Source organism: Bradyrhizobium sp. Kon37, from assembly GCF_055807535.1.
Genome location: NZ_JBVVOY010000003.1, coordinates 247,477 through 271,319 on the forward strand (window position 1 = coordinate 247,477; position 23,843 = coordinate 271,319).

22 protein-coding genes are annotated in these 23,843 nt (G+C 64.7%); 15 read left to right on the forward strand and 7 right to left on the reverse strand.

From position 1 onward, the window contains the following. The first annotated feature begins 18 nt into the window (after positions 1-18). The 3 genes from AC0L3J_RS09090 to AC0L3J_RS09100 are packed head-to-tail and all read left to right on the forward strand — an operon-like array spanning position 19 to position 3,280. The gene (locus AC0L3J_RS09090) at positions 19-1,269 is read left to right on the forward strand and encodes a Zn-dependent hydrolase (protein ID WP_456765285.1); all 1,251 of its coding nucleotides are present in this window, start codon (positions 19-21) and stop codon (positions 1,267-1,269) included. A 14-nt stretch (positions 1,270-1,283) separates the two neighbouring features. Continuing rightward, a complete protein-coding gene (locus AC0L3J_RS09095; protein ID WP_456765286.1) occupies positions 1,284-2,195 on the forward strand; it encodes an NAD(P)-dependent oxidoreductase in 912 nt (303 codons plus the stop codon). An 11-nt stretch (positions 2,196-2,206) separates the two neighbouring features. Further along, positions 2,207-3,280 (forward strand): malate/lactate/ureidoglycolate dehydrogenase, encoded by a 1,074-nt coding sequence (locus AC0L3J_RS09100; protein ID WP_456765287.1) that lies wholly within the window; start codon positions 2,207-2,209, stop codon positions 3,278-3,280. A gap of 192 nt (positions 3,281-3,472) precedes the next feature. Here AC0L3J_RS09100 and AC0L3J_RS09105 read toward each other — a convergent pair whose 3' ends face one another. Beyond that, on the reverse strand, positions 3,473-4,546 hold the full coding sequence (locus AC0L3J_RS09105; protein ID WP_456765288.1) for a tartrate dehydrogenase: 1,074 nt from the start codon (positions 4,544-4,546) through the stop codon (positions 3,473-3,475). Positions 4,547-4,703: 157 nt separating this feature from the next. Between AC0L3J_RS09105 and AC0L3J_RS09110 the strand changes: the two genes are divergently transcribed. Further along, complete coding sequence (locus tag AC0L3J_RS09110; protein WP_456765289.1) at positions 4,704-5,480, forward strand: SDR family oxidoreductase; 777 nt, start codon at positions 4,704-4,706, stop codon at positions 5,478-5,480. A gap of 126 nt (positions 5,481-5,606) precedes the next feature. Beyond that, on the forward strand, positions 5,607-7,025 hold the full coding sequence (locus AC0L3J_RS09115) for an amidase (RefSeq protein ID WP_456765290.1): 1,419 nt from the start codon (positions 5,607-5,609) through the stop codon (positions 7,023-7,025). A gap of 175 nt (positions 7,026-7,200) precedes the next feature. Here AC0L3J_RS09115 and AC0L3J_RS09120 read toward each other — a convergent pair whose 3' ends face one another. Both AC0L3J_RS09120 and AC0L3J_RS09125 read right to left on the reverse strand, forming a co-directional pair. Then, complete coding sequence (locus tag AC0L3J_RS09120) at positions 7,201-8,307, reverse strand: amino acid ABC transporter permease (protein ID WP_456765291.1); 1,107 nt, start codon at positions 8,305-8,307, stop codon at positions 7,201-7,203. A 2-nt stretch (positions 8,308-8,309) separates the two neighbouring features. After that, complete coding sequence (locus AC0L3J_RS09125; protein WP_456765292.1) at positions 8,310-9,497, reverse strand: amino acid ABC transporter permease; 1,188 nt, start codon at positions 9,495-9,497, stop codon at positions 8,310-8,312. A gap of 86 nt (positions 9,498-9,583) precedes the next feature. Between AC0L3J_RS09125 and AC0L3J_RS09130 the strand changes: the two genes are divergently transcribed. The 4 genes from AC0L3J_RS09130 (at position 9,584) to AC0L3J_RS09145 (ending at position 13,641) form a co-directional block, all read left to right on the forward strand. After that, positions 9,584-10,456, forward strand: a complete 873-nt coding sequence (locus tag AC0L3J_RS09130; RefSeq protein ID WP_473346802.1) for a MurR/RpiR family transcriptional regulator — start codon at positions 9,584-9,586, stop codon at positions 10,454-10,456. Between the two features lie 3 nt (positions 10,457-10,459). Beyond that, entirely contained in the window at positions 10,460-11,809 is a 1,350-nt protein-coding gene (locus AC0L3J_RS09135; RefSeq protein WP_456765294.1) for an aspartate aminotransferase family protein, read from the forward strand. A 12-nt stretch (positions 11,810-11,821) separates the two neighbouring features. After that, the gene (locus AC0L3J_RS09140; RefSeq protein WP_247467233.1) at positions 11,822-12,835 is read left to right on the forward strand and encodes an amino acid ABC transporter substrate-binding protein; all 1,014 of its coding nucleotides are present in this window, start codon (positions 11,822-11,824) and stop codon (positions 12,833-12,835) included. 167 nt (positions 12,836-13,002) lie between these two features. After that, positions 13,003-13,641, forward strand: coding sequence for an aspartate/glutamate racemase family protein (locus AC0L3J_RS09145; protein WP_456765295.1), 639 nt, complete (start codon positions 13,003-13,005; stop codon positions 13,639-13,641). Here AC0L3J_RS09145 and AC0L3J_RS09150 read toward each other — a convergent pair. Then, entirely contained in the window at positions 13,638-14,285 is a 648-nt protein-coding gene (locus AC0L3J_RS09150) for a TetR/AcrR family transcriptional regulator (protein ID WP_456765296.1), read from the reverse strand. The two genes, AC0L3J_RS09145 and AC0L3J_RS09150, sit on opposite strands and share 4 nt — an antisense overlap. Before the next feature lie 135 nt (positions 14,286-14,420). Here AC0L3J_RS09150 and AC0L3J_RS09155 point away from each other — a divergent pair, with 135 nt between their 5' ends. Genes AC0L3J_RS09155 through AC0L3J_RS09175 form a run of 5 tightly spaced genes read left to right on the forward strand, consistent with a single transcriptional unit; the run spans position 14,421 to position 19,176 of the window. Further along, positions 14,421-14,630, forward strand: a complete 210-nt coding sequence (locus AC0L3J_RS09155) for a ferredoxin (protein WP_027516766.1) — start codon at positions 14,421-14,423, stop codon at positions 14,628-14,630. Between the two features lie 54 nt (positions 14,631-14,684). Then, positions 14,685-15,908, forward strand: a complete 1,224-nt coding sequence (locus tag AC0L3J_RS09160) for a cytochrome P450 (RefSeq protein ID WP_456765297.1) — start codon at positions 14,685-14,687, stop codon at positions 15,906-15,908. A gap of 29 nt (positions 15,909-15,937) precedes the next feature. Next, the gene (locus tag AC0L3J_RS09165) at positions 15,938-17,260 is read left to right on the forward strand and encodes an MFS transporter (protein WP_456765298.1); all 1,323 of its coding nucleotides are present in this window, start codon (positions 15,938-15,940) and stop codon (positions 17,258-17,260) included. A 3-nt stretch (positions 17,261-17,263) separates the two neighbouring features. Continuing rightward, positions 17,264-17,926, forward strand: coding sequence for a sulfite oxidase-like oxidoreductase (locus AC0L3J_RS09170; RefSeq protein WP_456765299.1), 663 nt, complete (start codon positions 17,264-17,266; stop codon positions 17,924-17,926). Between the two features lie 26 nt (positions 17,927-17,952). Further along, on the forward strand, positions 17,953-19,176 hold the full coding sequence (locus AC0L3J_RS09175) for a bifunctional alpha/beta hydrolase/OsmC family protein (RefSeq protein WP_456769674.1): 1,224 nt from the start codon (positions 17,953-17,955) through the stop codon (positions 19,174-19,176). A 10-nt stretch (positions 19,177-19,186) separates the two neighbouring features. Here AC0L3J_RS09175 and pdxR read toward each other — a convergent pair whose 3' ends face one another. Continuing rightward, positions 19,187-20,617 (reverse strand): MocR-like pyridoxine biosynthesis transcription factor PdxR, encoded by a 1,431-nt coding sequence (gene pdxR / locus AC0L3J_RS09180; protein WP_473346857.1) that lies wholly within the window; start codon positions 20,615-20,617, stop codon positions 19,187-19,189. Positions 20,618-20,717: 100 nt separating this feature from the next. On the opposite strand from pdxR, the gene AC0L3J_RS09185 reads away from it, so the two are divergent. Beyond that, entirely contained in the window at positions 20,718-21,632 is a 915-nt protein-coding gene (locus tag AC0L3J_RS09185) for a DMT family transporter (RefSeq protein ID WP_456765300.1), read from the forward strand. Here the strand turns inward: AC0L3J_RS09185 and AC0L3J_RS09190 are convergent. Beyond that, positions 21,611-22,669 carry a YeeE/YedE family protein gene (locus AC0L3J_RS09190; protein ID WP_456765301.1) on the reverse strand — a complete coding sequence of 353 codons (1,059 nt, stop codon included), beginning with the start codon at positions 22,667-22,669 and terminating at the stop codon, positions 21,611-21,613. The genes AC0L3J_RS09185 and AC0L3J_RS09190 overlap by 22 nt on opposite strands. Before the next feature lie 2 nt (positions 22,670-22,671). Continuing rightward, the gene (locus AC0L3J_RS09195; RefSeq protein ID WP_456765302.1) at positions 22,672-23,676 is read right to left on the reverse strand and encodes a quinone oxidoreductase family protein; all 1,005 of its coding nucleotides are present in this window, start codon (positions 23,674-23,676) and stop codon (positions 22,672-22,674) included. Between the last annotated feature and the right edge of the window lie 167 nt (positions 23,677-23,843).

Consider the following 23,843-nt stretch of genomic DNA (forward strand, 5'->3'; position numbering starts at 1 on the left):
AATTGAGAGACTGACCGCATGAGCCGAGCCGCCACCAATTTGCAAATCGATTCCGCCCGCCTCTGGGGCTCCATCCACGAGACCGCGCAGTTCGGCGCGACGGCCAAGGGCGGCGTGCGGCGGCTGACGCTGAGCGCGGAGGACAAGCAGGTGCGCGACTGGTTCCGCAAGGCCTGCGAGGACGCCGGCTTGGAGGTGCACACCGATGCGCTCGGTTCGCAGTTCGGCCTGCGCAAGGGACGCGACATGTCGAAGCCGCCTGTCGGCATCGGCTCGCATCTCGACACGCAACCCACCGGCGGCAAGTATGACGGCATTCTGGGAACGCTCGGCGCACTGGAAGTGATCCGCACGTTGAACGACGCCGGCATTGAGACCGAGGCGCCGATCTGCGTCGTCAACTGGACCAACGAAGAGGGCTCGCGCTTCGCTCCCGCGATGATGGCCTCCGCCGCCTATGTCGGCGACTTCACCACGGACGACATCCTGTCGCGCAAGGACGCCGATGGCGCCACCGTCGGCCAGGCGCTCGATAGCATCGGGTATCGCGGCGACAAGCCGGTCGGCTTCCAGAAGCTCGGCTGCTTCGTCGAATTGCACATCGAGCAGGGCCCGATCCTGGAAGCCGAAGGCAAGACCATCGGCGTGGTCGATTCCGGCCAGGGCGTGCTCTGGTACGACGGCAAGATTTCCGGCTTCGAGAGCCATGCCGGGTCGACGCCAATGCCGCTGCGGCGCGATGCGCTGGCGACGCTGTCCGAGATCGTGCTGGCGATGGAAGCCATCGCGAGCAAGCACGGGCCGAAGGCAGTCGGCACCATCGGCGAGGCCGTGATCGCAAACCCCTCGCGCAACGTCATTCCCGGCGAGATCGCCTTCACGATGGATTGCCGCAGCGCCGATGGCGCGATCATGGATGCGCTCGATCGCGACCTGCGCACCGCGATTGCCGAGATCGCCGCACGCCGCAAGGTCGAGGTGAAGATCGACCTGGTCTGGCGCAAGCCGCCGACGCATTTCGATCCCAAGTTGATTGCGGCGGTCGAGAACGCGGCGAAGACGCTCGGCTACTCCTCTCGCCGCATCACCTCCGGCGCCGGCCACGACGCCTGCAATCTCAATACGATCATGCCCGCCGCAATGGTGTTCGTGCCCTGCAAGGACGGCATCAGCCACAACGAGCTGGAAGACGCCACGCAGCCCGATTGTGCCGCGGGCACCAATGTCCTCATGCACACGGTGCTGGCGATCGCCGGCGTCGCATCCTGACCGGAGAGAGAGTCATGCGCGGAGTTTTCGTCGACGCCAACGAAGCCCTGGCCGTGATCATGGAGCGGCTGGAGCTATCAGGCGATCCCAAGGTGCGGATCCACAGGGATCCCGACATCAAGCCCGAGCAATATCCTGAAATCCTCGACGGCGCCGAGATCGCGATCGTCGACCACACAGCGCTGCCGACCGAAGTCGCGAGGAAGTGCACAGGCCTGAAGCATGTCGTGTTCCTCGGCACCGGTGCACGCAGTTACATGAACCCGGAGGAGCTCGCTGAGCTCGGCATCTCGGTGCACCTGATCAAGGGCTATGGCGACACGGCGGTCGCGGAATGCGCGATCGCGCTGATGTGGGCTTCGAGCCGCGTCATCGCGATGATGGACCGCGAGATGCGCGGCGGAAACTGGCTGCGCGAGGACGGCATGCAGCTCACCGGCAAGACGCTCGGCCTGATCGGCTTCGGCGGTATTGCCGCGGAGGTCGCGCGCATTGCATCGGGCAGCGGCATGAAGGTGATCGCCTGGAACCGCTCGCCGAAGAGCTATCCGGGCGTGGAATTCGTCGATCTCGATTCGGTGTTGGCGAGAGCAGACGTCGTATCGCTGCATCTGCTGCTCAACGACGAGACGCGCGGCATGATCACCCGCGAGATGATCGCGAAGATGAAGCCGGGCGTCATCCTCATCAACACCGCCCGCGCCGCCGTGGTCGATGAGGCCGCCATGATCGATGCGCTGAAGTCAGGCCACATCCGCCATGCCGGCCTCGACGTCTTCAACATCGAGCCCCTGCCCGGCGATCATCCGCTGACAAAACTGCCGAACGTGACGTTGTCGGCGCATTCGGCATTCCGGACCCCGGAGGCGAGCGAGAACCTCATTCATGCGGCGTGGGAGCACTGCCGCAGAATCGTAAAGGGATAAGAGCACCAACAATGGCCGACTATCGCACCATCAAGGCACAGCCGCTCATCGAAGCCATCAGTGCCATCGTCAAGGCCGGCGGCTCCACGGACCGCGAGGCCGAGCTCGTATCCACCAATCTGGTCGAGGCCAATCTCAAGGGACACGACTCCCACGGCGTCGGCATGATCCCGCGCTATGTCCAGAGCGTCACCACGGGCGGCCTCGCCGTGAACCAGCACGTCAAGATCGTGCTCGACACCGGTCCGCTGCTCACCCTCGACGGCCTCACCGGCTACGGCCAGGTGATCGGCCATGAAGCGATGGAACTGGCGGCAGAGCGCGCCAAGCGCAATGGCGTGTGTCTCGTCGGCCTCTCCAACTCGCACCATATCGGACGGATCGGCCACTGGGCCGAGCAATGCATCGACCACGGGCTGGTGTCGATCCACTTCGTCAACGTGATCTCGCGTCCGATTGTTGCGCCCTGGGGCGGCAGCGATGGGCGCCATGGCACCAACCCGTTCTGCGTCGGCATCCCGCGCGCGGGTAAGGACCCCATCGTGCTCGACTTCGCCACCAGCAGGATCGCGCAGGGCAAGACCCGCGTCGCCCACAACAAGGGCGTCGAGCTCGAGCCCGGCACGATCATCGACAACGAGGGCAAGCCGACCACCAACCCGCGCTACACCGTGATTCCGCCGCACGGCGCCATCCTGCCGTTCGGCGAGCACAAGGGTTCAGGGCTCGCGCTGGTGTGCGAAATCCTCGGCGGCGCGCTCTCCGGCGGGCAGGTGGTCAAGGGCCCGTCCGATGGCAAGTACAACGTCCTCAACGGCATGCTCTCGATCATCATCGATCCGACCAAGCTCGGCACCGCGGAGAATCTCGCGCGCGAAGTCGAGAGCTTCGTCGCCTGGCACACCGGCTCACCTCCGGCCGCCGGCGTCGATAAGGTGAAGATCGCCGGCGAGCCCGAGCGCGAGACGAAGCAGAAGCGCCTGGCTGAAGGCATTCCGGTCGATCCGACCACCTGGCACGAGATCTTGGAGGCCGGGAAGAAATTCGGGCTGGATCAGGCGGCGATCGAGAAGATCGCGGGGTAGTGAGGCGGAGCACGGTGCTCTTCCCTTCTCCCCTTGTGGGAGAAGGTGGCGCGAGCGCCGGATGAGGGGTTCTGTCCGCGAAGAGAAATGCACAATTGAGAGGTCTGTCTCCGCGGAGACAACCCCTCACCCGTCTTCGATGCTTCGCATCGAAACCACCCTCCCCCACAAGGGGGGAGGGAAAGCAGTGCTCTAATCCACCATATCCGCAACCGCCTTGCCGCAAGCCGTGGTGTCAGCGTTGCCGCCGAGATCCTTGGTGCGGAGCGTGCGCTCCGCCAGCGTGCGCTCGATCGCATCGACGATCGACTTGCCGGCTTCCTTTTCGCCGAGATGTTCGAGCATCATCGCGCCGGACCAGATTGCGCCGATCGGATTGGCGATGCCCTGCCCCGCGATGTCGGGCGCCGAGCCGTGCACCGGCTCGAACACCGACGGGAAATTGCCCTCGGGGTTGATGTTGCCCGACGGCGCGATGCCGATGGTGCCGGTGCAGGCCGGGCCGAGGTCGGACAGGATGTCGCCGAACAAGTTGGAGCCGACCACGACGTCGAACCAGTCCGGATGCAGCACGAAGTTCGCGGTCAGGATGTCGATGTGGTACTTGTCCCACTTCACACTTGGATACTTCTTCGCCATCGCCTCCACGCGCTCGTCCCAATAGGGCATGGTGATGGAGATGCCGTTCGACTTGGTGGCCGAGGTCAGGTGCTTCTTCGGCCGCGACTGCGCGAGTTCGAACGCGAACTTCAGGATGCGATCGACGCCGATGCGGGTCATCACCGTCTGCTGCGTCACGAACTCACGGTCGGTGTCCGGGAACATGCGGCCGCCGACGGAGGAATATTCGCCTTCGGTGTTCTCGCGCACCACCCAGAAATCGATGTCGCCGGGCTTGCGGTTTGCCAGCGGGGACGGAACGCCCGGCATCAGCCGTACCGGGCGCAGATTCACATACTGATCGAACTCGCGGCGGAACTTGATCAACGAGCCCCAGAGCGAGACGTGATCCGGAATCTTGGCCGGCCAGCCGACCGCGCCGAAATAGATCGCATCGTGCTTGCCGATCTTTTCCTTCCAATCGTCCGGCATCATCTGCCCGTGCTTCTCGTAATAGTCCCAGGACGAGAAGTCGAAATGATCGAAATGAAGGGACACCCCGTGCTTCTTCGCCGCGGTCTCCAGAACGCGCAGACCCTCCGGCATCACTTCCTTGCCGATGCCGTCGCCAGGAATGACCGCGATCCGGTATTGTTTCTTGCTCATCGAGAACGTCCTTGATTGCTCCGGCAGCCGCCGCCTTTTTGACCGCACTGCAATGGACCAAACGCGGCGGCAGTGCAACGCTGCACTGCAATGTTGACCATGGCGCGGCCGACCGCCTACTGATTTTATTCCCGTTCCTCTCCTGCGAGTAACTCCCATGGATCTGCATCTGCGTGGCAAGCGCGTCCTGATCACGGGCGCGTCCAAGGGCATCGGCGCAGCTGCCGCCGAGGCCTTTGCCGAGGAAGGCTGCCATCTCCTCCTCGCCGCCCGCAACGGCGATCAGCTCAAGGCTTTGGCCGAGCGGTTGCGCTCGGCGCACCAGATTGATGCCGCCACGAGCATCGTCGATTTGCGTAAGAGCGAGGATTTGACGCGGCTCGCCAAGGAAGCCGCCGACATCGACGTGCTCGTCAACAATGCCGGCGACATTCCCGGCGGCTCCATCGACAAGATCGACGAGGCGACCTGGCGGCACGCCTGGGAATTGAAAGTGTTCGGCTACATCAACCTCACGCGGCAGATCTATGCGCAGATGAAGGCGAAGGGCGGCGGCGTGATCGTCAACGACATCGGCGCCGCCGGCGAGAAATTCGACGCCAACTACATTTGCGGCAGTGCCGGCAATGCGGCGCTGATGGCCTTCACCCGCGCGCTCGGGGGCAAGAGCCTCGCCGACAACATCCGCGTGGTCGGCATCAATCCCGGCCCTGTGGGCACCGACCGCCACGTCACCTTGCTGAAGACCCGGGCAAAGCACCAGTTCGGCGACGAGAGCCGCTACAGGGAGTTCCAGAAGAGCTTGCCTTTAGGCAGGCCTGCGCATGCGCGCGAGATCGGCGACCTCATGGCGTTCCTGGCGTCGGATCGCGCCGGCTATACGTCAGGGGTGATCTATACGGTGGATGGCGGAATCAGCGCGGGATGGGGTTAGGTCTGTCCACGTCATTGCAAGCGAAGCGATGCAATCCAGAAATGTGTCTGCGGCAAAAGTCTGGATTGCTTCGTCGCTTCGCTCCTCGCAATGACGGAGCCTAGAACAAGCACAGGAGTAAAATAGTTGTCTCAAGACCTGATCCGCGAAACCGCTTGCACCGTCGTCGACAAGCTGCGGTCCGGCGATGTCTCGCCGCTGGAGCTCTTGGATGTGTTGGAGAAGCGCATCAGCGAAGTCGATGGCAAGGTCAACGCGCTGCCGACGCTGTGCTTCGATCGCGCGCGGGATAGCGCAAAGGCGCTGATGCGGAAGCCGGCGGGTGCGCGCGGATTGCTCGCCGGTCTGCCGGTGCCAATCAAGGACCTGACCGATGTTGCTGGCGTGCTGAACACCCAGGGCTCACCGATCTTCAAGGACAACATCCCGGCGACGTCCGACATCCTGGTCGAAAATCTCGAGGCCAACGGCGCGGTCGTCTACGCCAAATCCAACACGCCGGAGTTCGGCGCCGGCGCCAACACCTTCAACGAGGTGTTCGGCGCAACTCTCAATCCCTGGGATACGTCCAAGTCGGCAGCCGGCTCGTCAGGCGGCGCGGCCGTTGCGCTCGCCACCGGCATGGCCTGGCTCGCGCAAGGCTCCGACATGGGCGGCAGTCTGCGCAGTCCGGCAGCTTTCTGCGGCGTCGTGGGCATGCGCCCGAGCATCGGCCGGGTCGCGCATACACCAAAATCAGCCATCGATCGTAATCTCGGCGTCGTCGGTCCGATGGCACGCAACGTCGAGGATCTCGCGCTGCTGCTCGACGCCATGAGTGGCGACTATGCAGCCGATCCATTGTCGCTTCCCGCGCCTGCGACCTCATTCCTGTCAGCGGCACAATCAGGCAAGAAACCGAAGCGCATCGCCTACTCGCCCGATCTCGGCATCACGCCGGTCGATCCCGAAGTCAAAGCGATCACACGCAAGGCGGCTGAGCGCTTCGCCGAAGCCGGCGCCATCGTCGAGGAGGCGCACCCGGACTGGCGCGAGGCGCACGAGTGCTTCCACACGTTGCGCGCCTTCGATTTTGCGATCAGCAAGGCCAATCTGTTGCGCACCAAGCGCGACCTGCTCAAGCCCGAAGTGATCTGGAACATCGAAGAAGGCCTCAAGCTCACGATCGAGCAGATCGAACGCGCCGAGGCGCAGCGCGTCGGCATGACCGCGCGTGCGGTCGAGTTCTTCAAGAGCTACGATCTGCTGCTGGTACCGACCACGATCGTGCCTCCCTTCCCGATCGAGCATCGCTATGTCGCCGAATGCGCCGGCACGACGTTCGACAATTACGTCGAGTGGCTCGGCATCGTCTATGCGATCACGCTCGCCTGCTGTCCCGCGCTGTCGCTGCCGTGCGGCTTCACCGCATCGGGACTGCCGGTCGGCCTGCAGGTCGTCGGGGCTCCACGCGCGGATGCGCATGTGATCGCCGGCGCCAAGGTGCTGGAGGATATTTTGGGCCTGCGCGGCACGACGCCGATTGATCCGCGCGTGAAGAGCTAGAACGAACAAGGCGCGGCGGGCTCGGTAGACTCCCTCGCCCCGCTTTTGCGGGGAGAGGGTTGGGGTGAGGGGCTGCTTCCGTGAAGACGGTGGCAGTTCAACTCGCGGAGATTTCCCCTCGCCCGATCGCTTCGCGATCGACCTCTCCCCGCAAGCGGGGCGAGGTGAAGAAGCATCACCTTCCGTCCGTCGCCTCCAGACTCCGGCTATACCGCGACATCGCGAAGCAGAAGACAAAATAGATACCGGCGATGAAGATGTAGACTTCGACGGAGAATTGCTGCCACGCCGGATCGATGATCGCGGTCTTGGCCGTCGTCAGCAGGTCGAAGATACCAATGATCAGGACGAGGCTGGTGTCCTTGAAGAAGGCGATGAAGGTGTTGACCAGCGGCGGGATGACGTGGCGGATCGCCTGCGGCAGGACGATCAGCCGGTTCTTGCGCCAGTAGGACAGACCAAGTGCGTCGGCCGCCTCGTATTGTCCCCGGGGCACGGCCTGGAGGCCACCGCGAATGACTTCGGCAAGATAGGCACCCGCGAAAAGGATGATCGCGACCTGCGCGCGCAGGAGCTTGTCGATGTTGAATCCGTTCGGCATGAACAGCGGAAACATCACGCTCGCCATGAACAGCAGACTGACCAGCGGCACGCCACGGATCAGCTCGACATAAAGCACGCTGAGCGAGCGGATCGCCGGCAGTTTTGAGCGCCGGCCAAGCGCGACCAGGACGCCGAGCGGGAAGCCGAAAGCCAGACCGAAGGTCGCCAGGATCAGCGTCACTGGCAAACCGCCCCAGCGGTCCTGCGAGACGAACGACAAGCCCAATATGCCGCCCCACATCAGCACGCTGATCAGCGCGAGCGCTCCGATCCAGAGATAGGCCAGTTCGCGCCGCCACAAGGCACGGCGGCTGGAGAGATAGAACAGGGCGATGAACAGCAGCACCGCCAACGCCGGCCGCCACTGCTCGTCGAACGGATAGGTGCCGAACAGGATGAAGCGGTATTTTTCGGGGATGATCGCCCAGCATGCACCGACGCCGCGCACCGCGCGGCATGCGCTGGAATCGTTCGCCGGGGTGAGCCAGACCGCATTGGCGATGCCCCATTGCGCGAAGCTGAAGAGGCCCTTTGCGAGCACTGCCAGCAACACCACCGAGAGGATGCCGTTCGGGATCGACGAGAACAAATTGGTGCGCAGCCAGCGCAGCACCGGATTGCCGATCTGCGGGCGGCGGGCGGAGCGCGGTACTTCCGGAATGTCGGCGATCGCCGTCATGGTCAGCGCTCCACCAGCGCGATGCGCGAATTGTACCAATTCATGAAAAAGCTGATGCCGAGGCTGATGGTCAGAAACACCGCCATGATCAAGGCAATGGCCTCGATCGCCTGACCGGTTTGGTTCAGCGTCGTGTTGGCGATCGAGACCACGTCCTGATAGCCGATCGCCACCGCGAGCGAGGAGTTCTTGGTCAGGTTGAGGTACTGGCTCGTCATTGGCGGCACGATGACACGTAGCGCCTGTGGCAGGATGATCTGCCGCAGCATGAAGCTGCGGCGCAGTCCGAGCGCATTGGCGGCATCCCACTGCCCGCGCGGCACCGACTGGATGCCGCTGCGCACGATTTCGGCGATGAAGGCCGAGGTGTAGGTGACGAGCGCGATCAGCAGCGCGAAATATTCCGGCGCGAGCGTCAGCCCGCCGACGAAGTTGAAGCCGCGCAACTCCGGCCATTCGATCGTCCAGGATACGCCGAGCAGCACGGACACTGCCGCAGGCAGCCCAACGAGCAACCCGAGTCCAAACGGCCAGGCCGGCCGCGGCTTGCCGTCGCGCATTTGCTGCGCGATGAGCCGCCGCTGGATGACATAGAACACGACAAGCCCGAGCACCGCCGTGCCGAGCACCCAAAGCTGCGGCGTCCCGATCGGAATCGCCGGCAGGATCAATCCGCGATTGGACAGGAACACGCCCTCGATCGGCCGCCATGCCGCGCGCGCGGCCGGCAGCGCCTGCATCAGCACGTACCAGAACAGGAGCTGGAGCAGCAGCGGGATGTCGCGGAGCATTTCGACATACACCGCGGCTAGCCGCGACAGCAGCCAGTTGGCCGACAGCCGCGAGATGCCGATCACCGTGCCCAGGATGGTTGCAAGCACGATTCCGATCACGGCGACGCGCAGGGTGTTGGCGATGCCGACGACGAAGGCCCAGAGATATGAGTCTCTCGGATTGTAGGTGAGCAGGCTGTCGGCGATGGGCATGCCGGCCTCCCGGCCGAGGAAGGCAAAACCGGTCGTGATGCGGCGCGTGGAGAGATTGGTGACCGTGTTGGACCAGAGGAAGACGATGACCGCGACTGCGATCCCGACCACCAGGGCCTGCCAGAACAGGCCTTTCAGCTCGCGTTGTCCGAAAGCGCCCAAGAAGCGGCGGCGCGGCGGCGGTCTCGGAGCGTCTGACGTCACAGCACAAAAATCCTTCTCAAGACGGCGATTTCCGGCAGCGTACGTCAACTGTTGCACCAAACTCTACTTCGTGCAACAAATGTTTCATGGCCGAGCCCGCCAAATCCTCGCCGCTGAGCGAACTGCGCATTGCATTGCCATCGCTTCCGATGCGATTGCAGGAGGTCGGGCGTTTCGTCGCGGCCAACGATTACGACGCCACCACGCGTTCGATGCGCGATCTCGCAGCCGTTGCCGGCGCCGATCCCGCCGCCTTCACGCGGCTTGCCAAGGCGATCGGCTATTCCGGCTGGGACGAATTGCGCGCGGCACTGACGGAGGCGCGGCGGCCCTCGCAGATAGCGCCCTTCTCCGGCCGCGCCAGGAGCCGCCGTCACGGCCCGAACGCCGATGTCGCCCTCGTCACCGAAAAGCTCGAGGCCGAGGCCGCCGGACTTCCGCGCATCCAGGCCCTGCCGATTGCGGAGGCGGCACTCGCGCTCCACGATGCCAAGCGAGTATGGATCACCGGCTACCGAAGCTGCCGCAGCGTCGCGGAGCTGCTCAACTACGAGCTCCGGCTGTTTCGTCCCGAACAGGTGCAACTCGTCGGCGCGTCCGGCCCCGATGATCTCGACATGGGCGCGTTCCGGCCTGGCGAGGCCGTCATCGTCATAGGCTTCATGCCCTACACCCATGCGAGCGTCCGCGTCGCGCAGGCCGCGTATCGTGCCGGCGCGGCCCTGATCGCGATCGCCGATAGCCCTTCGGCACCGATGGCCGAAGGCGCCGACCACGTGCTGCTGTTCGAGGCGGCCTCCTCTCCCGGCTTTTTCCCCAGTCTCACCGGCGCCATTGCGATCGCGCAATCGCTCGCCGCAGTGACGTTTTCGCTCGGCGGCACGGCCGCCAAGAAGCGCCTGGAGAATACCGAGGCGCGGCTGGCCGCGGCCTCAACTTACGTTTCAGAGAAAGGTTGACCCATGCCCGCTCGCACCAGCCGCGTGCTGCATCGCTCGCTGCGCGAAACGCCGCCGAAGGCGATCGGCGGCGAAGGCGTCTATCTCTTCGCCGAGGACGGGCGCCGCATCATCGACGCCTCCGGCGGAGCTGCGGTCTCCTGTCTCGGCCACCAGCATCCGCGCGTGATCGCAGCGATCACGAAGCAGGCTTCGACCCTCGCTTATGCCCACACATCCTTCTTCTCGTCCGAGCCGGCGGAGGCGCTGGCGGAGAGGCTGGTCGGTCATGAGCCCGGCGGCCTCGCCTACGCCTATTTCGTCAGCGGCGGGTCGGAGGCGATCGAGGCCAGCATCAAGCTCGCGCGGCAATATTTCATCGAGCGCGGCGAGCCGCAGCGGCAGCACTTCATTGCGCGGCGGCAGAGCTATCACGGCAATACGCTCGGCGCACTGGCCGCCGGCGGCAATGCCTGGCGCCGCGCGCCCTACGCGCCGCTGCTCTCCGACGCCTTCAGCCATGTGACCCCGGCCTTCGCTTATCACGAGAAGCACGAGAGTGAATCCGACGCGCAATTCGTCGTCCGGCTCGCGGCCGAGCTCGAAGCCGAGTTTCAGCGCCTCGGTCCCAATACGGTCGCGGCGTTTCTCGCAGAGCCCGTCGTCGGCGCCACCGCAGGTGCCGTGACGGCGCCGGACGGCTACTTCAAGGCGGTGCGCGAGATCTGCGACCGCCACGGCGCGCTGCTCATTCTCGACGAGGTCATGAGCGGCATGGGCCGCACCGGCACCACGCACGCCTGGGAGCAGGAAGGGATCGCGCCCGACATCCAGGCGATCGCCAAGGGTCTCGGCGGCGGCTACCAGCCGATCGGTGCAATGCTGGCAAGCGGCAGGATCATCGACACAATCCGCTCAGGTTCGGGCGCCTTCCTGCACGGCCACACTTATCTCGCGCATCCCCTCGCTTGTGCTGCTGCGCTCGCGGTGCAGGACGTGATCCGCGAGGACGGCCTGCTCGACCGGGTCAAGGAGCGCGGCAAGCAGCTCGAGCAGCGGCTCACGGAGCGCTTCGGCAATCACCGCCATGTCGGCGACATCAGGGGCCGCGGCCTGTTCTGGGCGATCGAGCTCGTCGCCGATCGCGCCAGCCGGAGCTCGTTCGATCCCGCCCTGAAGCTGAACCAGAAGATCAAGGCGGAGGCCCTCGCCAACGGCCTCGGCTGCTATCCCGGCGGCGGCACCGTGGATGGCGTCCGTGGCGACCACGTGCTGCTGGCGCCACCCTATATCACCTCCGCGGAGGAGATCGATCTGATCGTCGACAAGCTCGGCACGGCTGTCGACAACGTATTGCGTCGTGTCAATCACTGAGGGGAGAATAGCATGATGAGGAAAGTGGTTATCGTAGCCGGCGTGCTCGCGGCATCGACTGTGGTCGCGTCGGCGGCAACGCTCGATACGGTGAAGAGCCGCGGCACGCTGATATGCGGCGTCAGCGCCGGTTTTGCCGGCTTCTCCGCGCCGGATTCGCAAGGCAACTACAAGGGTCTCGACGTCGATTATTGCCGCGCGCTCGCCGCCGGCGTGCTCGGCGATGCCAGCAAGGTGCGTTACGTCTCGCTGACTGCGCAGAACCGCTTCACCGCGCTGCAGTCCGGCGAGATCGACGTGCTCTACCGCAACTCGACGCAGACCTATCTGCGCGGTGTCACGCTGGGCCTGCGGCAGGGACCGGTCAACTTCTACGACGGCCAGGGCTTTGTCGTGAAGAAGGACCTCGGCGTGAAGGAGATCAGGGATCTCAAGGGCGCCACCGTCTGTGTCGCGCAGGGGACCACGCATGAGGTCACGCTCGGCGATTACGGCCGCGCCAACGGCATCGACTGGAAGCCGCTGGTGTTCGACCGCGTCGACACCATGTACCAGACCTTCTTCGGCGGGCGTTGCGATGCCATGACCCAGGACGCTTCCGCGCTCGCCGGCGCCGTGACGACCGCGGCGCCGAACGCGGCCGACTACGTCGTGCTGCCGCAGACCATCAGCAAGGAGCCGCTCGGCCCCTTCACCCGCAATGGCGACGAGGTCTGGAGCGACATCATCACCTGGCTGCATTACGGCTTGATCGAGGCCGAAGAGCTCGGCGTCACACAAGGTAATGTAGACGAGATGGCGAAGTCGCAGACGCCCGCGATCCAGCGCCTGCTCGGTGCCTCCGGCGATCTCGGCTCGCGGCTCGGGCTCGACAACAAATGGCTGGTCACGGCCATCAAGGCCACCGGCAATTACGGCGAGATCTACGAGCGCAATGTCGGCAAGGCGAGCCCGCTCAAGCTCGAGCGCGGCCTCAACGGCCTCTGGAGCAAGGGCGGCTTGATGTACGCGGTGCCCTTCAAGTAAAAGGCGCCTCACCTCTCCCCGCTTGCGGGGAGAGGTCGGATTGCACAGCAATCCGGGTGAGGGGGACTCTCCGCGAGTTCAACTCTCACCGCCAACGTGGATAGAGCCCCTCACCCCACCCCTCTCCCCGTAAGAACGGGAGAGAGGGAGAAGAAACGCCGAACCCAATGCGCATCGCCCTGATCCACGCCCTCAAGCATTCCGTCGCCCCGATCGAAGCTGCGTTCGCGAAGGCGTGGCCGGAACCGCGGCTGATGAACCTGCTCGACGACAGCCTGTCGGCGGATCTGGCGCGTGACGGCAAGCTCAACGATGCCATGACCGAGCGCTTTCTTGCGCTCGGCTGCTACGCCGCGGCGACCGGCGCGGATGCGATCCTGTTCACCTGCTCGGCGTTCGGTCCCTGCATCGAGGCGGTTGCGCGCGCGCATGCGCCGATGCCGGTGCTGAAGCCGAACGAAGCCATGATCGAACGGGCGGTGACGATGGGCCGGCGCATCGGCCTGCTCTCGACCTTCGCGCCGACGCTGGCCTCGATGCCGCCGGAGTTTCCTTCCTCCGTCCAGGTCGTGCCGAAACTAGCCGAAGGCGCGCTTGCCGCGCTGGACCGCGGCGACCGCGCTACGCATGACCGGCTGATCGTGGAAGCCTCACGCGATTTGCGCGATTGCGACGTCATCGCGCTCGCGCAGTTCAGCATCGCAGCAACGGCGCCCGTCGTGGGAGAAGCTACCGGCCGCCCCGTCGTGACCACGCCTGACAGCGCCGTCGAGAAGCTGAGGAAGCTGTTGGCGGCAAAGGCTTAAGCGCCGGCCCTTTTCCGGTGCCGCGCGCCCTTGATCGCCGCCGCAAGCGCCGCCTTGGTTTCGCTGACAAAGTCCTCGACCAGGTCTTCGCGCGTGGCATGGGCCGCCTCGCCGGTGAACAGTCCCTGCTCAGCCAGCATCACCACGCCGTGCACCGCCGCCCAGATCTTGAGCGCCTGCCGCTCGCGCAAGTAATCAACTGCCGGAGCTTCCAGCGCCTCGATCACGAGCGCAAAGGTTTCGCGGGTCGCTTCATGCAGCTCGCTGCCTTTCGCCGCACACGACACCGTGCGCGAGGCGAACATCAAGCGATAGACACCGTTGCGACGTAAGCCGAAATCCAGCGTTGCCTGCGCCAGCAGCGACAGCTTCGACCGCTTCGACGGCCTTGCCATCGCCGCCCGCAAGATCCCGCTGAGCTGCCGAAACGCCTCCGCCGTCACCGCCGCAAGCAGCGCCTCGCGATCGGCAAAATGCCGGTAGGGCGCCGGCTGCGAGACGCCGAGGTGCTTTGCCAGCGCCTTGATACTGATCGCCTCCGTCCCGCCTTGCTCGGCTTCGCGCAGCGCGGCCTTGATCAAGGCGTCGCGGAGATCGCCATGGTGGTAGGTATTCTCGGGCTTGCGGGAAAGTTGTGAACGCATGTTGCGCGGAGCCTATAAGTTTGCGCTTGACAGGGGAAGCCCGCCGCGAATGTAATATCCTATAACTTGAATAAGAACTCAGATGGGAGCGCGCGCCGCCTTCGGGCCGGAGCGCATACGACCGAGGAAGCCGCCATGACAGAGCGACTGAGGGTTCGCGTCGATCCGGACAAATGCCAAGGGCACGCACGCTGCAAGGCGCTGGCGCCGGAGCTGTTCGAGCTGGACGAATACGGCAACGCCCACGAAGCAGGCGACGGCACCGTCCCATCCGGCCTCGAAGACAAGGCCTGGCTTGCCAAATCCAATTGTCCGGAAATCGCGATCGACGTGATCGAGGAGTAGCGCAGCCGCTGCCCCGCGAGCCTTCCGCGAACACGAGCCCCAAGGGATTTCGAGATGTCCGACGTCAGCCAGCCCGCCGCCCATCCGCCCGTGACCGACTGGGTCCACGATTTCGACCACACCGATCCGCAATGGACGGAAGATCCTTTCCCGATCTGGGACGAGCTGCGCGCCGCAAGCCCGGTCGTGCATACCGACCGCTTCCTCGGCTGCTACCTGCCGACGACCTATGAAGCGGTGCGCCAGATCGCCAACGACAGCGAGCATTTCTCCTCGCGTCGCATCATCGTCCGCGACGTTCGGCCGGAGATCACCAGCAGAAACTCCGCCCCGCCGATCACGTCCGATCCGCCGGTGCACAAGCCAGCCAAGCAATTGCTGCTGCCGCCGTTCACGCCGGACGCGATGAAGAAGCTGGAGCCGCGGGTACGCGCGATCTGCAACGAGTTGATCGACGGTTTTATCACTGAAGGCCGACTGGACGCGGCAGAGCGCTACACCAAGCACATTCCGGTTCGCGCGATCGCCCACATGCTCGGCATCCCCGAGACAGACAGCGATCTCTTCATCCGCTGGATCCACATGATCCTGGAACTTGGCATCAAGGACGAAAACACGCTGCTTCAGGCGGTGCAGGAGATGACCGTCTATTTCAGCGGCCATATCGAGGCGCGCAAGAGCAAGCCGACCGACGACCTCATTTCCTATCTGATGAATGCAAGGGACAAGGACGGCAATCCACTCGAGGATTCGCACGTGCTGGGCTCGCTGCGCCTGCTCCTGATTGCCGGCATCGACACCACCTGGAGCGCGATCGGCTCCTCGCTCTGGCACCTCGCCCGGACGCCCGCCGACCGCGAGCGCCTGGTCGCCGAGCCCGGGCTGATCCCGACCGCGGTGGAAGAGCTGCTGCGCGCCTATTCGCCGGTGACGATGGCGCGCGAAGTGGTCAAGGAGACCACGATCTCAGGCTGCCCGGTCAAGCCGGGCAACATGGTGCTGCTGTCCTTCCCGGCCGCCAACCGTGACCCGAAAATGTTTCCGGATGCTGACAAGGTCGTGATTGACCGCCGCGAGAACCGCCACGCCGCCTTCGGCCTCGGCATCCACCGCTGCGTCGGCTCGAACCTTGCGCGCATGGAGATGCAGGTTGCGCTGGAGGAATGGCTGAAGCGAATTCCGGACTTCGCCCTCGATCCGGCAGGCACGGTGACCTGGTCCCAGGGAACCGTCAGAGGCCCCCGCCAGTTGCCATTTTTGCTTGGAAAGGCGATGTAGACCTCTCCAAACACACGGAGAGGCCGGACGTGACTGAACAAATAACCCGACCGGCCTCCGACCACATTGACGTCGCCGACGCCAAGCGCCGGATCAAGGCGATCTTCATCGGCTCGATCGGCAATCTCGTCGAGTGGTACGACTTCTACGCCTACACCGCGTTTGCGCTCTATTTCGCTCCCGCCTTCTTTCCCGGCAACGATCCCGTCGTGCAGCAATTGAATGTCGCCGTCGTCTTCGCGGCGACCTTCCTGATGCGGCCGCTGGGCGGCTGGCTGTTCGGCTATATCGCCGATCATTACGGGCGGCGCATCTCGCTGACGCTGTCGGTCGTCTTCATGTGCTTCGGCTCGCTGATCATCGCGTTGACGCCGACCTACTCCACGATCGGCTTCGCCGCGCCGGTGATCCTGGCGCTCGCCCGCGTCATCGAAGGCTTGAGTCTCGGCGGCGAATACGGCGCCAGCGCCACCTATCTCAGCGAGGTCGCCGACCCCAAGCACCGCGGCTTCTATTCGAGCTTCCAATACGTCACCCTGATCGGCGGCCAGCTCACCGCGATCATCGTGCTGCTGCTTCTGCAAAAGATCTTCCTCACGCCGGAGGAACTGAGAGCCTGGGGCTGGCGCATCCCGTTTGCGATCGGTGCGGCGCTCGCGATCTTTGCTGCGGTGATGCGGCGCGGCTTGCACGAGACCGAGGCCTTCGAAGAAGCCAGAAAGGTGGTGAAGCCGACCGGCTCGCTCACCAATTTGCTGCGCTATCCCCGCGAGTTGCTCCTGGTGGTCGGCCTGACCGCGGGCGGCACTGCGGCGTTCTACACTTTCACCACCTATATGCAGACCTTCGTCAAGCTTTCGGTGGGGTTGACCGAGGACCAGACCACGTTCGTGATCTTCGGCACGCTGATCTTCGCGACCATCCTGCAGCCGATCTATGGCGCCATCTCCGACAAGATCGGCCGCAAGCCGCTGCTGATCTTCTTCGGCGTCGCCGGCACGCTCGCAACCGTGCCGCTCCTGATGACGCTGAAGGAGACCAAGTCGCCCTTCATCGCGTTCATCCTGATCTGCTGCGCCTGGCTGTTCGTCGCCGGATACACCTCGATCAACGCCGTGGTGAAGGCCGAGCTGTTCCCGACCAATGTCCGCGCCCTCGGCGTCGGTCTGCCCTATGCGATCACCGTCTCGCTGTTCGGCGGCACGGCGCCGGCGATCGCTCTCTATTTCAAGAGCATCGGGCATGAGGAGTGGTTCTACTACTATCTCGCCGGCATCATCTGCCTGTCACTGATCATCTATTCCACCATGCGCGACACCAAGCACGCCTCCGCGATGCACCGACACGAGTAGCCGATGGCCGAAGACAACGAGCGCCCCGACAGCAAGCTGACGCGCACCAAGGAGAAATGGGCGCGCGAAGGCCGCTTTTTGACCGGCAAGGTCACGCGCCCGGAAGATCAGCGCCTGCCGCCCGGCCAGCATCTGACAAAAGACTGGCCGGTGCTCGATCTCGGCGTCGTGCCGCCGATTTCGCGCGAGCGCTGGCGGCTCGACGTCTACGGCGCGATCGAGAACCCCGTGTTCTGGACCTTTGCCGAGTTCGCCGCCCAGAAACAGGCGCAGTTCATCTCCGACATCCACTGCGTCACCACCTGGTCGCGCTACGACAATGAGTGGGAGGGGCTCGCTACGCGCGAGCTGCTCGCGGCCTGCCAGCCGCGCGAGGACGCGCGCTTCGTCGTGCTGCATTCCCATGACGGCTACACCACCAACCTCGCGCTGGACGACTTTGCCGCCGAGGATGCATTGCTCGCCCATAGCTGGTCCGGTGAGCCATTGTCGGACGAACATGGCGGCCCGGTGCGGCTGGTGGTGCCACATCTGTATTTCTGGAAGAGCGCCAAATGGCTCCAGGCCATCGAGTTCCTGACCGAGGACGCGCCGGGCTTCTGGGAAGTCCGCGGCTACCATAACCGCGGCGATCCCTGGGCCGAGCAGCGCTATTCGGGCGATTAGGTTTAAGCAAGGACGGGGGGATGCCCATGCCGACGGAACGCTTTCAATTCACCGGCGAAGGCGGCCATCAGCTTTCGGCCGCGCTCGAACTGCCGGACGGCGAGCCTGCCGCCTTCGCGCTGTTCGCGCATTGCTTCACCTGCGGCAAGGACACTCTGGCCGCCAAACGCATCTCGGTCGCGCTCGCCGCCAAGGGCATCGCGGTGCTGCGCTTCGACTTCACCGGGCTCGGCTCCAGTGAAGGGGATTTTGCCAATTCGACGTTTTCCTCCAATGTCGCCGATCTCGTGCGCGCCGCCGATCATTTGCGTAGCGTTCGCAAGGCGCCGTCGATCCTGATCGGTCACAGCCTCGGCGGCGCTGCGATCCTTGCGGCAGCAGGACAAATCCCGGAAGCCAAGGCGGTTGTGACCATTGCGGCACCATCCGATCCCGCGCACGTCACCGGTCTGTTCAAAGAGCATCTCGACGACATTCGCACGCAAGGTGAGGTTGAAGTCTCGCTTGCGGGACGCCCGTTCCGGATCAAGCGCGAATTCCTCGACGACATCGCCGAGCACGAGCTGATGAAAGACGTCACCGGCCTGCACAAGGCGTTGTTGGTGATGCATTCTCCGGTCGACGATACCGTCGGCATCGACAATGCGACGAAGCTCTTCGTCGCAGCCCGGCATCCCAAGAGCTTCGTCTCGCTCGATCACGCGGATCATCTGCTGACCAAGCCGGCCGATGCGCTCTACGCAGCCGACATGATCGCCGCCTGGGCAAGCCGGTACATCGACACAGCCAAACCCGCGAAGGCAATGGATCTCCCCGAGGCACAGCGCCGGGTCGTGGTGCAGGAGACCCGCAAGAGCAAGTTCAACCAGACCATCTCCGTCGGTCCGCATCACCTGACCGCGGACGAGCCGGTCGCCGCCGGCGGCGAGGATGCCGGCCCTGGTCCCTACGATCTCCTGCTCGCTGGCCTCGGGGCCTGTACCTCCATGACCATGCGCCTCTATGCCGACCGCAAGTCGCTGCCGCTCGACCGTGTCACCGTCTCGCTGAAGCATTCCAAGATCTATGCAAAAGACTGCGCGGAATGCGAGACGCGCGATGGCATGCTCGACCAGATCGAGCGCGACATCGCGATGGACGGCGCGCTCGATCCCGAGCAGCGCAAGAAATTGATGGAGATCGCCGACAAATGCCCGGTGCACCGGACGCTGACCTCGGAAATCCGGATCGTGACCAGGGCTGTGGCCTAGGACGCTGGCGCTAGAAGCACGACGCCATCGTTCGCAACGCCGCGGTGATCTCGCTCTCGCGCCAGGCCGCGAAGCCGAGCAGCAGGCCGTGATCGCGCGGCCTGCCCACTGCCAAGCCGGACAGGGCGCGCGTTTCGACGCCCGCTTCGACCAGCCGCTTGACCGCCGCCTGGTCGGCGCGACCGCGCTTGAGACGCGCGACGAGCTGAATGCCGCCCGGGGGCACTTCGGCAGAGAGTACCTCGCCGAGATGACGCTCGAGTCCGTCGACGAGGTGATCGCGACGAGCGTGATAGATCCGGCGCATCCGGCGCAGGTGCGCCAGGAAATGCCCGTCGGCAATGAACTCGGCCAGCGCTTCCTGGACGTGGCTCGGGGCGATCAGCCCGATGTGCCGCTGTGCGATCTCCAAGGTGTTGACCAGCGCCGGCGGAACGACGAGGTAACCGAGCCGGATGTCCGAGGTCATGGCCTTGGAGAACGTGCCGACATAGAACACGCGGCCATGGGCATCGAGTCCCTGCAAGGCCGGCACCGGCCGGCTATCATAGTGGAATTCGCCGTCGTAATCGTCCTCCACGATCCAGGTCTTGCCGGGCCTGCTCAGGCCAAGAAATTCCGTGCGGCGCGAGAGCGACATCAGGCGACCGGTCGGGTGCTGGTGCGACGGCGTCATGAAGATCAATGTCGGGGTCGCTATCCCCGGAATCCGCTGCATGCCCTGCTCGTCCAACCTGATCCCGGTCACGCGCGCACCGGACGCGCGGAAGGCGGCTGCGGCGCCGGGGTAGCCGGGATCCTCGACCCAGACGTCGTCGCCGGGCGTGATGAGGGCGGCCGCAATCAAGGTCAGCGCCGCCTGTGCGCTCGGCAGAATCAGGATCTGATCCGCCGTCGTGCGCACGCCCCTGCTGGCCGCGAGATAATGCGCCAGCGCCTCGCGCAGGCGCGTCCGGTTGACCGGTCCGAGCTCGCGCTTCGCCGCGCGCACGGCGCTGCGGCGCAGGCAACGCGCCCAGACCTCGTTCGGAAACTCCCGGAAATCGCCGTGCCCGGGACGCAAGGGTCTCAGTCGCGCCTGATAAGACATCGGCCAGTCGGTCTGCGTGAGGTTCGAAGCCCAAGGCGAAAGCCGCGGCCTGCCAAGGCGCATGCGAGATGCAACGGCGCCCGCCTCTGCAATGCGCTCGCCGCCCTCGACCGTGACCATCGGACGGCGGCCGTGCGAGGCCTCGAGATATCCCTCGGCGGCGAGCTGCTCGAACGCATAGCTGACGGTGTTGCGCGAGACGCCGAGATCGCTCGCAAGCCGGCGGCTCGACGGCAGCGTGCGGCCTTTGCTGAGGCGGCCCGTCGCGATCAAGCTTCGGAGCTGGCTCGTCAGCTGAGCCACCAGTCCGTCGTCGTCGGCCCGGTTCAGGTCGATCAGGGCGGAAATCATGCTGTCCGGAACTGGCACCTTAATCCTTTCCGATCTGGCACTTTTTCAGGTGCCAAACAGGATGCTATTCGCCTGATAGAACTGCTTCAAGGATTTTGCGATGAACTCCCTCTCACCCCGCGCGGCCGTCGGCCTGTTTCTCATCGTCGTGCTGGCCTGGGGCGTGAACTGGTCGGTGACGAAGCAGCTCGTCCAGTTCCTCCCACCCCTGTGGACGTCGGCAATCCGCAGCTGGATCGCGCTGGCCGGATTGTTCGCGATCCTCGGACTGAGCAACAATCTGGTGATCCCGGAGCGGCGCGACGTTCCGGTAATCCTCAGCGTCGCACTGCTGCACATGACGGTGTTCTCGGTGCTGGTTGCGACTGGTGTGCGCTTCCTGCCCGCGAGCAAGGCCATCGTGCTGGGCTACACCACGCCGCTCTGGGTCGCGATCGCCGCGCCGCTGCTCGGGAAGGACACGCTGACCGCGCCAAAGCTGGCCGGCGCCTTGCTCGGGCTGATCGGCCTTGCCGTGATCCTGAATCCGGCATCGATCGACTGGACCAACACCAACGTCGTGCTCGGCGCAGGCATGGTGATCCTGGCCGCGATCTCATGGGCGGCGAATATCATCTATATTCGGGCCCATCGCTGGATCGCATCGCCACTTCAGCTCCTAATCTGGCAAGTGCTCGTTGCCACGATCGTGCTGTCAGCGGCTGCGATGATCGTGGAGGGGCTGCCGCACGCGGAATGGTCATGGAAACTCGTCCTGCTGTTCCTGTACTCCGGTCTGATCGGGACGGCGCTGGCTTATTGGGCCATGTCGATGGTCAACAAGAGCATCTCGGCTCTGACGACGGCGCTCGGAACCACTGGAACGCCGCTCGTCGGGATCGCCTGCGCTGCGATCCTGCTGGGCGAGCCTATTGATACTAGTCTTGCCGTTGCGGCCGGACTGATCATCGCTGGCATTGGCTTTGCAACGCTCGGCGATCGTATGCTGCGCCGTCAGGCTACCGCGAACGGCTGAACGCGCAGGACCCCGCGCAAGCCCGCCGTCGTGCCGAGCAGGATGCCGGCGACGGCGACGAAGGAGCCCAGCGCGAGCGTTGACACGCCTGTGAGCCCTTGCCCGATCGAACAGCCGAACGCCATCACGCCGCCGATGCCCATCAGCGCGGCGCCACCCGCCGATCGCAGCATGTGGCGTGGCGAGGAATAGCCTTCGAGATGGAAACGGCCCGTAGCAAGCGCGGTGACCAGACTGCCAACGAAGACGCCGCCAACTGTCGCGATGCCGAAATTCAGCGTCAGGCCGGTCGAGAGCATGGCGTATTGCAGGCTGTCCGCGATCGGCGCGATGAAGGTGAGCGAGGTCACTGGGACGGGGTTGAAATCGTCCGCGCCGAGATAGCCAGTGACGAGCCAGCCGCCGGCGACGAGGAGACCGACGATGACACCGGCTGCGATCTGGCCGGGCGAACGCCGGAACGCCGGGTGCGCGAAAGCAAACAGGATCAGCGCAACGACGACGACAGCAGCAGCCATCGCGCGCGAAACCGCTTCTGCTGGACCGAACGTCGCCAACAGTGACGGCAGCGAATTCAAATTGACCGTGGTTTGCGAGGCCTGGACCAGCGCGATGCGCGCCGGCGCGATCAGGCCCTTGAGCGTCATCTGCGCGGCGATCGCGAGCACGACCACCACGACGAAGGAGCGGAGATTGCCGCGACCGAGCAGCACCAGCGCGCGCGAACCGCAGCCGTTCGACAGCACCATGCCGTAGCCGAACAGAAGTCCGCCGAGAAACAGCACCGGCACCGAAAAGGACTGTTGCAGGTAGATCGATTTGCCGAGATCTACCATGCCGTTGCCGGCGAGGAATTGGCTCGCGGCGGTCGCAACCGCGATCGCCAACGCGTAGGTGCGTACCAGCCGCCCATCCCCCTTCGCCAGCCAGCCGCGCATGCTGCTCATCAGGCAGAAGCCGCTGAGCAGGCCGACGGCGCCGTAAACCAGGCCAATGACGAGACCCGCGAGGATGACGAGTTGGGTGGACGATTCCATGATCAAGGCTTCAGGATCACGCGATCCCGCGACGAGCCTGCAACGGCGACATAGGCCTCCTTCGCGCGTTCGAGCGGATAGACGGCGTTCGCCTTGATCGCGAACGGTTTCAGGTGCCCGCTCGCGAAGCCCGGGCCGAGGTCACGCAGCACAGCGCCTGTCGCGATCGACGAGAGGCCGAGCGTGTCGATGCCGACATAGGTGTGTTGCCCGCGGTAGAATTCGAGGATGTTGAACTGCACGATGCGGTCGATCGCGGCGATTAGGATCTGGCGGCCGCGAAGCGCGAGCGACTTGTGCGCCGCCTGGAAATAGGGATCGCCGACCGTGTTGAAGACGATGTCGGCACCTTTACTCCCGGTCAACTCGCGCACGCGTGTGGCGACGTCGGTCGCGGAAGCGTCGATCACCTCGATGGCCGCGTTGGTATGGCCCTCATAAGCTTCCGCTTTGCGCACCACGCCGATGACACGCGCGCCCTGCCAGGTCGCGATCTGCACCGCCGCTTGACCGACCTTGCCGTTGACGCCGAATACCAGCACCGTTTCCCCGGGCTTTGGAATGCCGGCGCGGCGAAAGCCCTCCATGGCGGTGACGAAGGGCACGCCGATGCCGGCGGCCTCCTCCCAGGATACGGTTTTCGGCTTGTCGACAACCGCGTCAGATTCAACGACGAGATGGCTGGCGTGGGTGCCGTCGCGACGGATGCCGAGATCGCCGGAGGAGCCGAACACTTCGCGGCCGATCATACCGGCCGGCCCGTCAATCACTACACCCGCGTAATCGCGACCCGGCGTGCGCGGGAAGACGGCATAGGGCATCAGCCCGGTCGCGGCCTTGACATCGGACGGATTGACGGCGGCGGCCTTCACCTCGATCAGCAGATCGTTAGGGCCGCGAACAAGCGCGTGAGGCTCAACCACCGGCGCAACCGCAGCCGCGTTCTCGGCCTTCGCGGTGAGGCGCACACAGCGCGCATCGACGGCTTTGGGATCGGCTATTGACATGGAAAGACCCGCGATTTCTCGCCGGCCTTGTCGCCCTTGGAGAGACCCAAGTCAACCTGCCTCCCCTCATCCCGAGGAGCCGCGCCAGCAGCGTCTCAAAGGATGAAGGCCCGCGTTGCAGCATCCTGGCCTGCATGGTTCGAGACGGCGCTACGCGCCCCCTCACC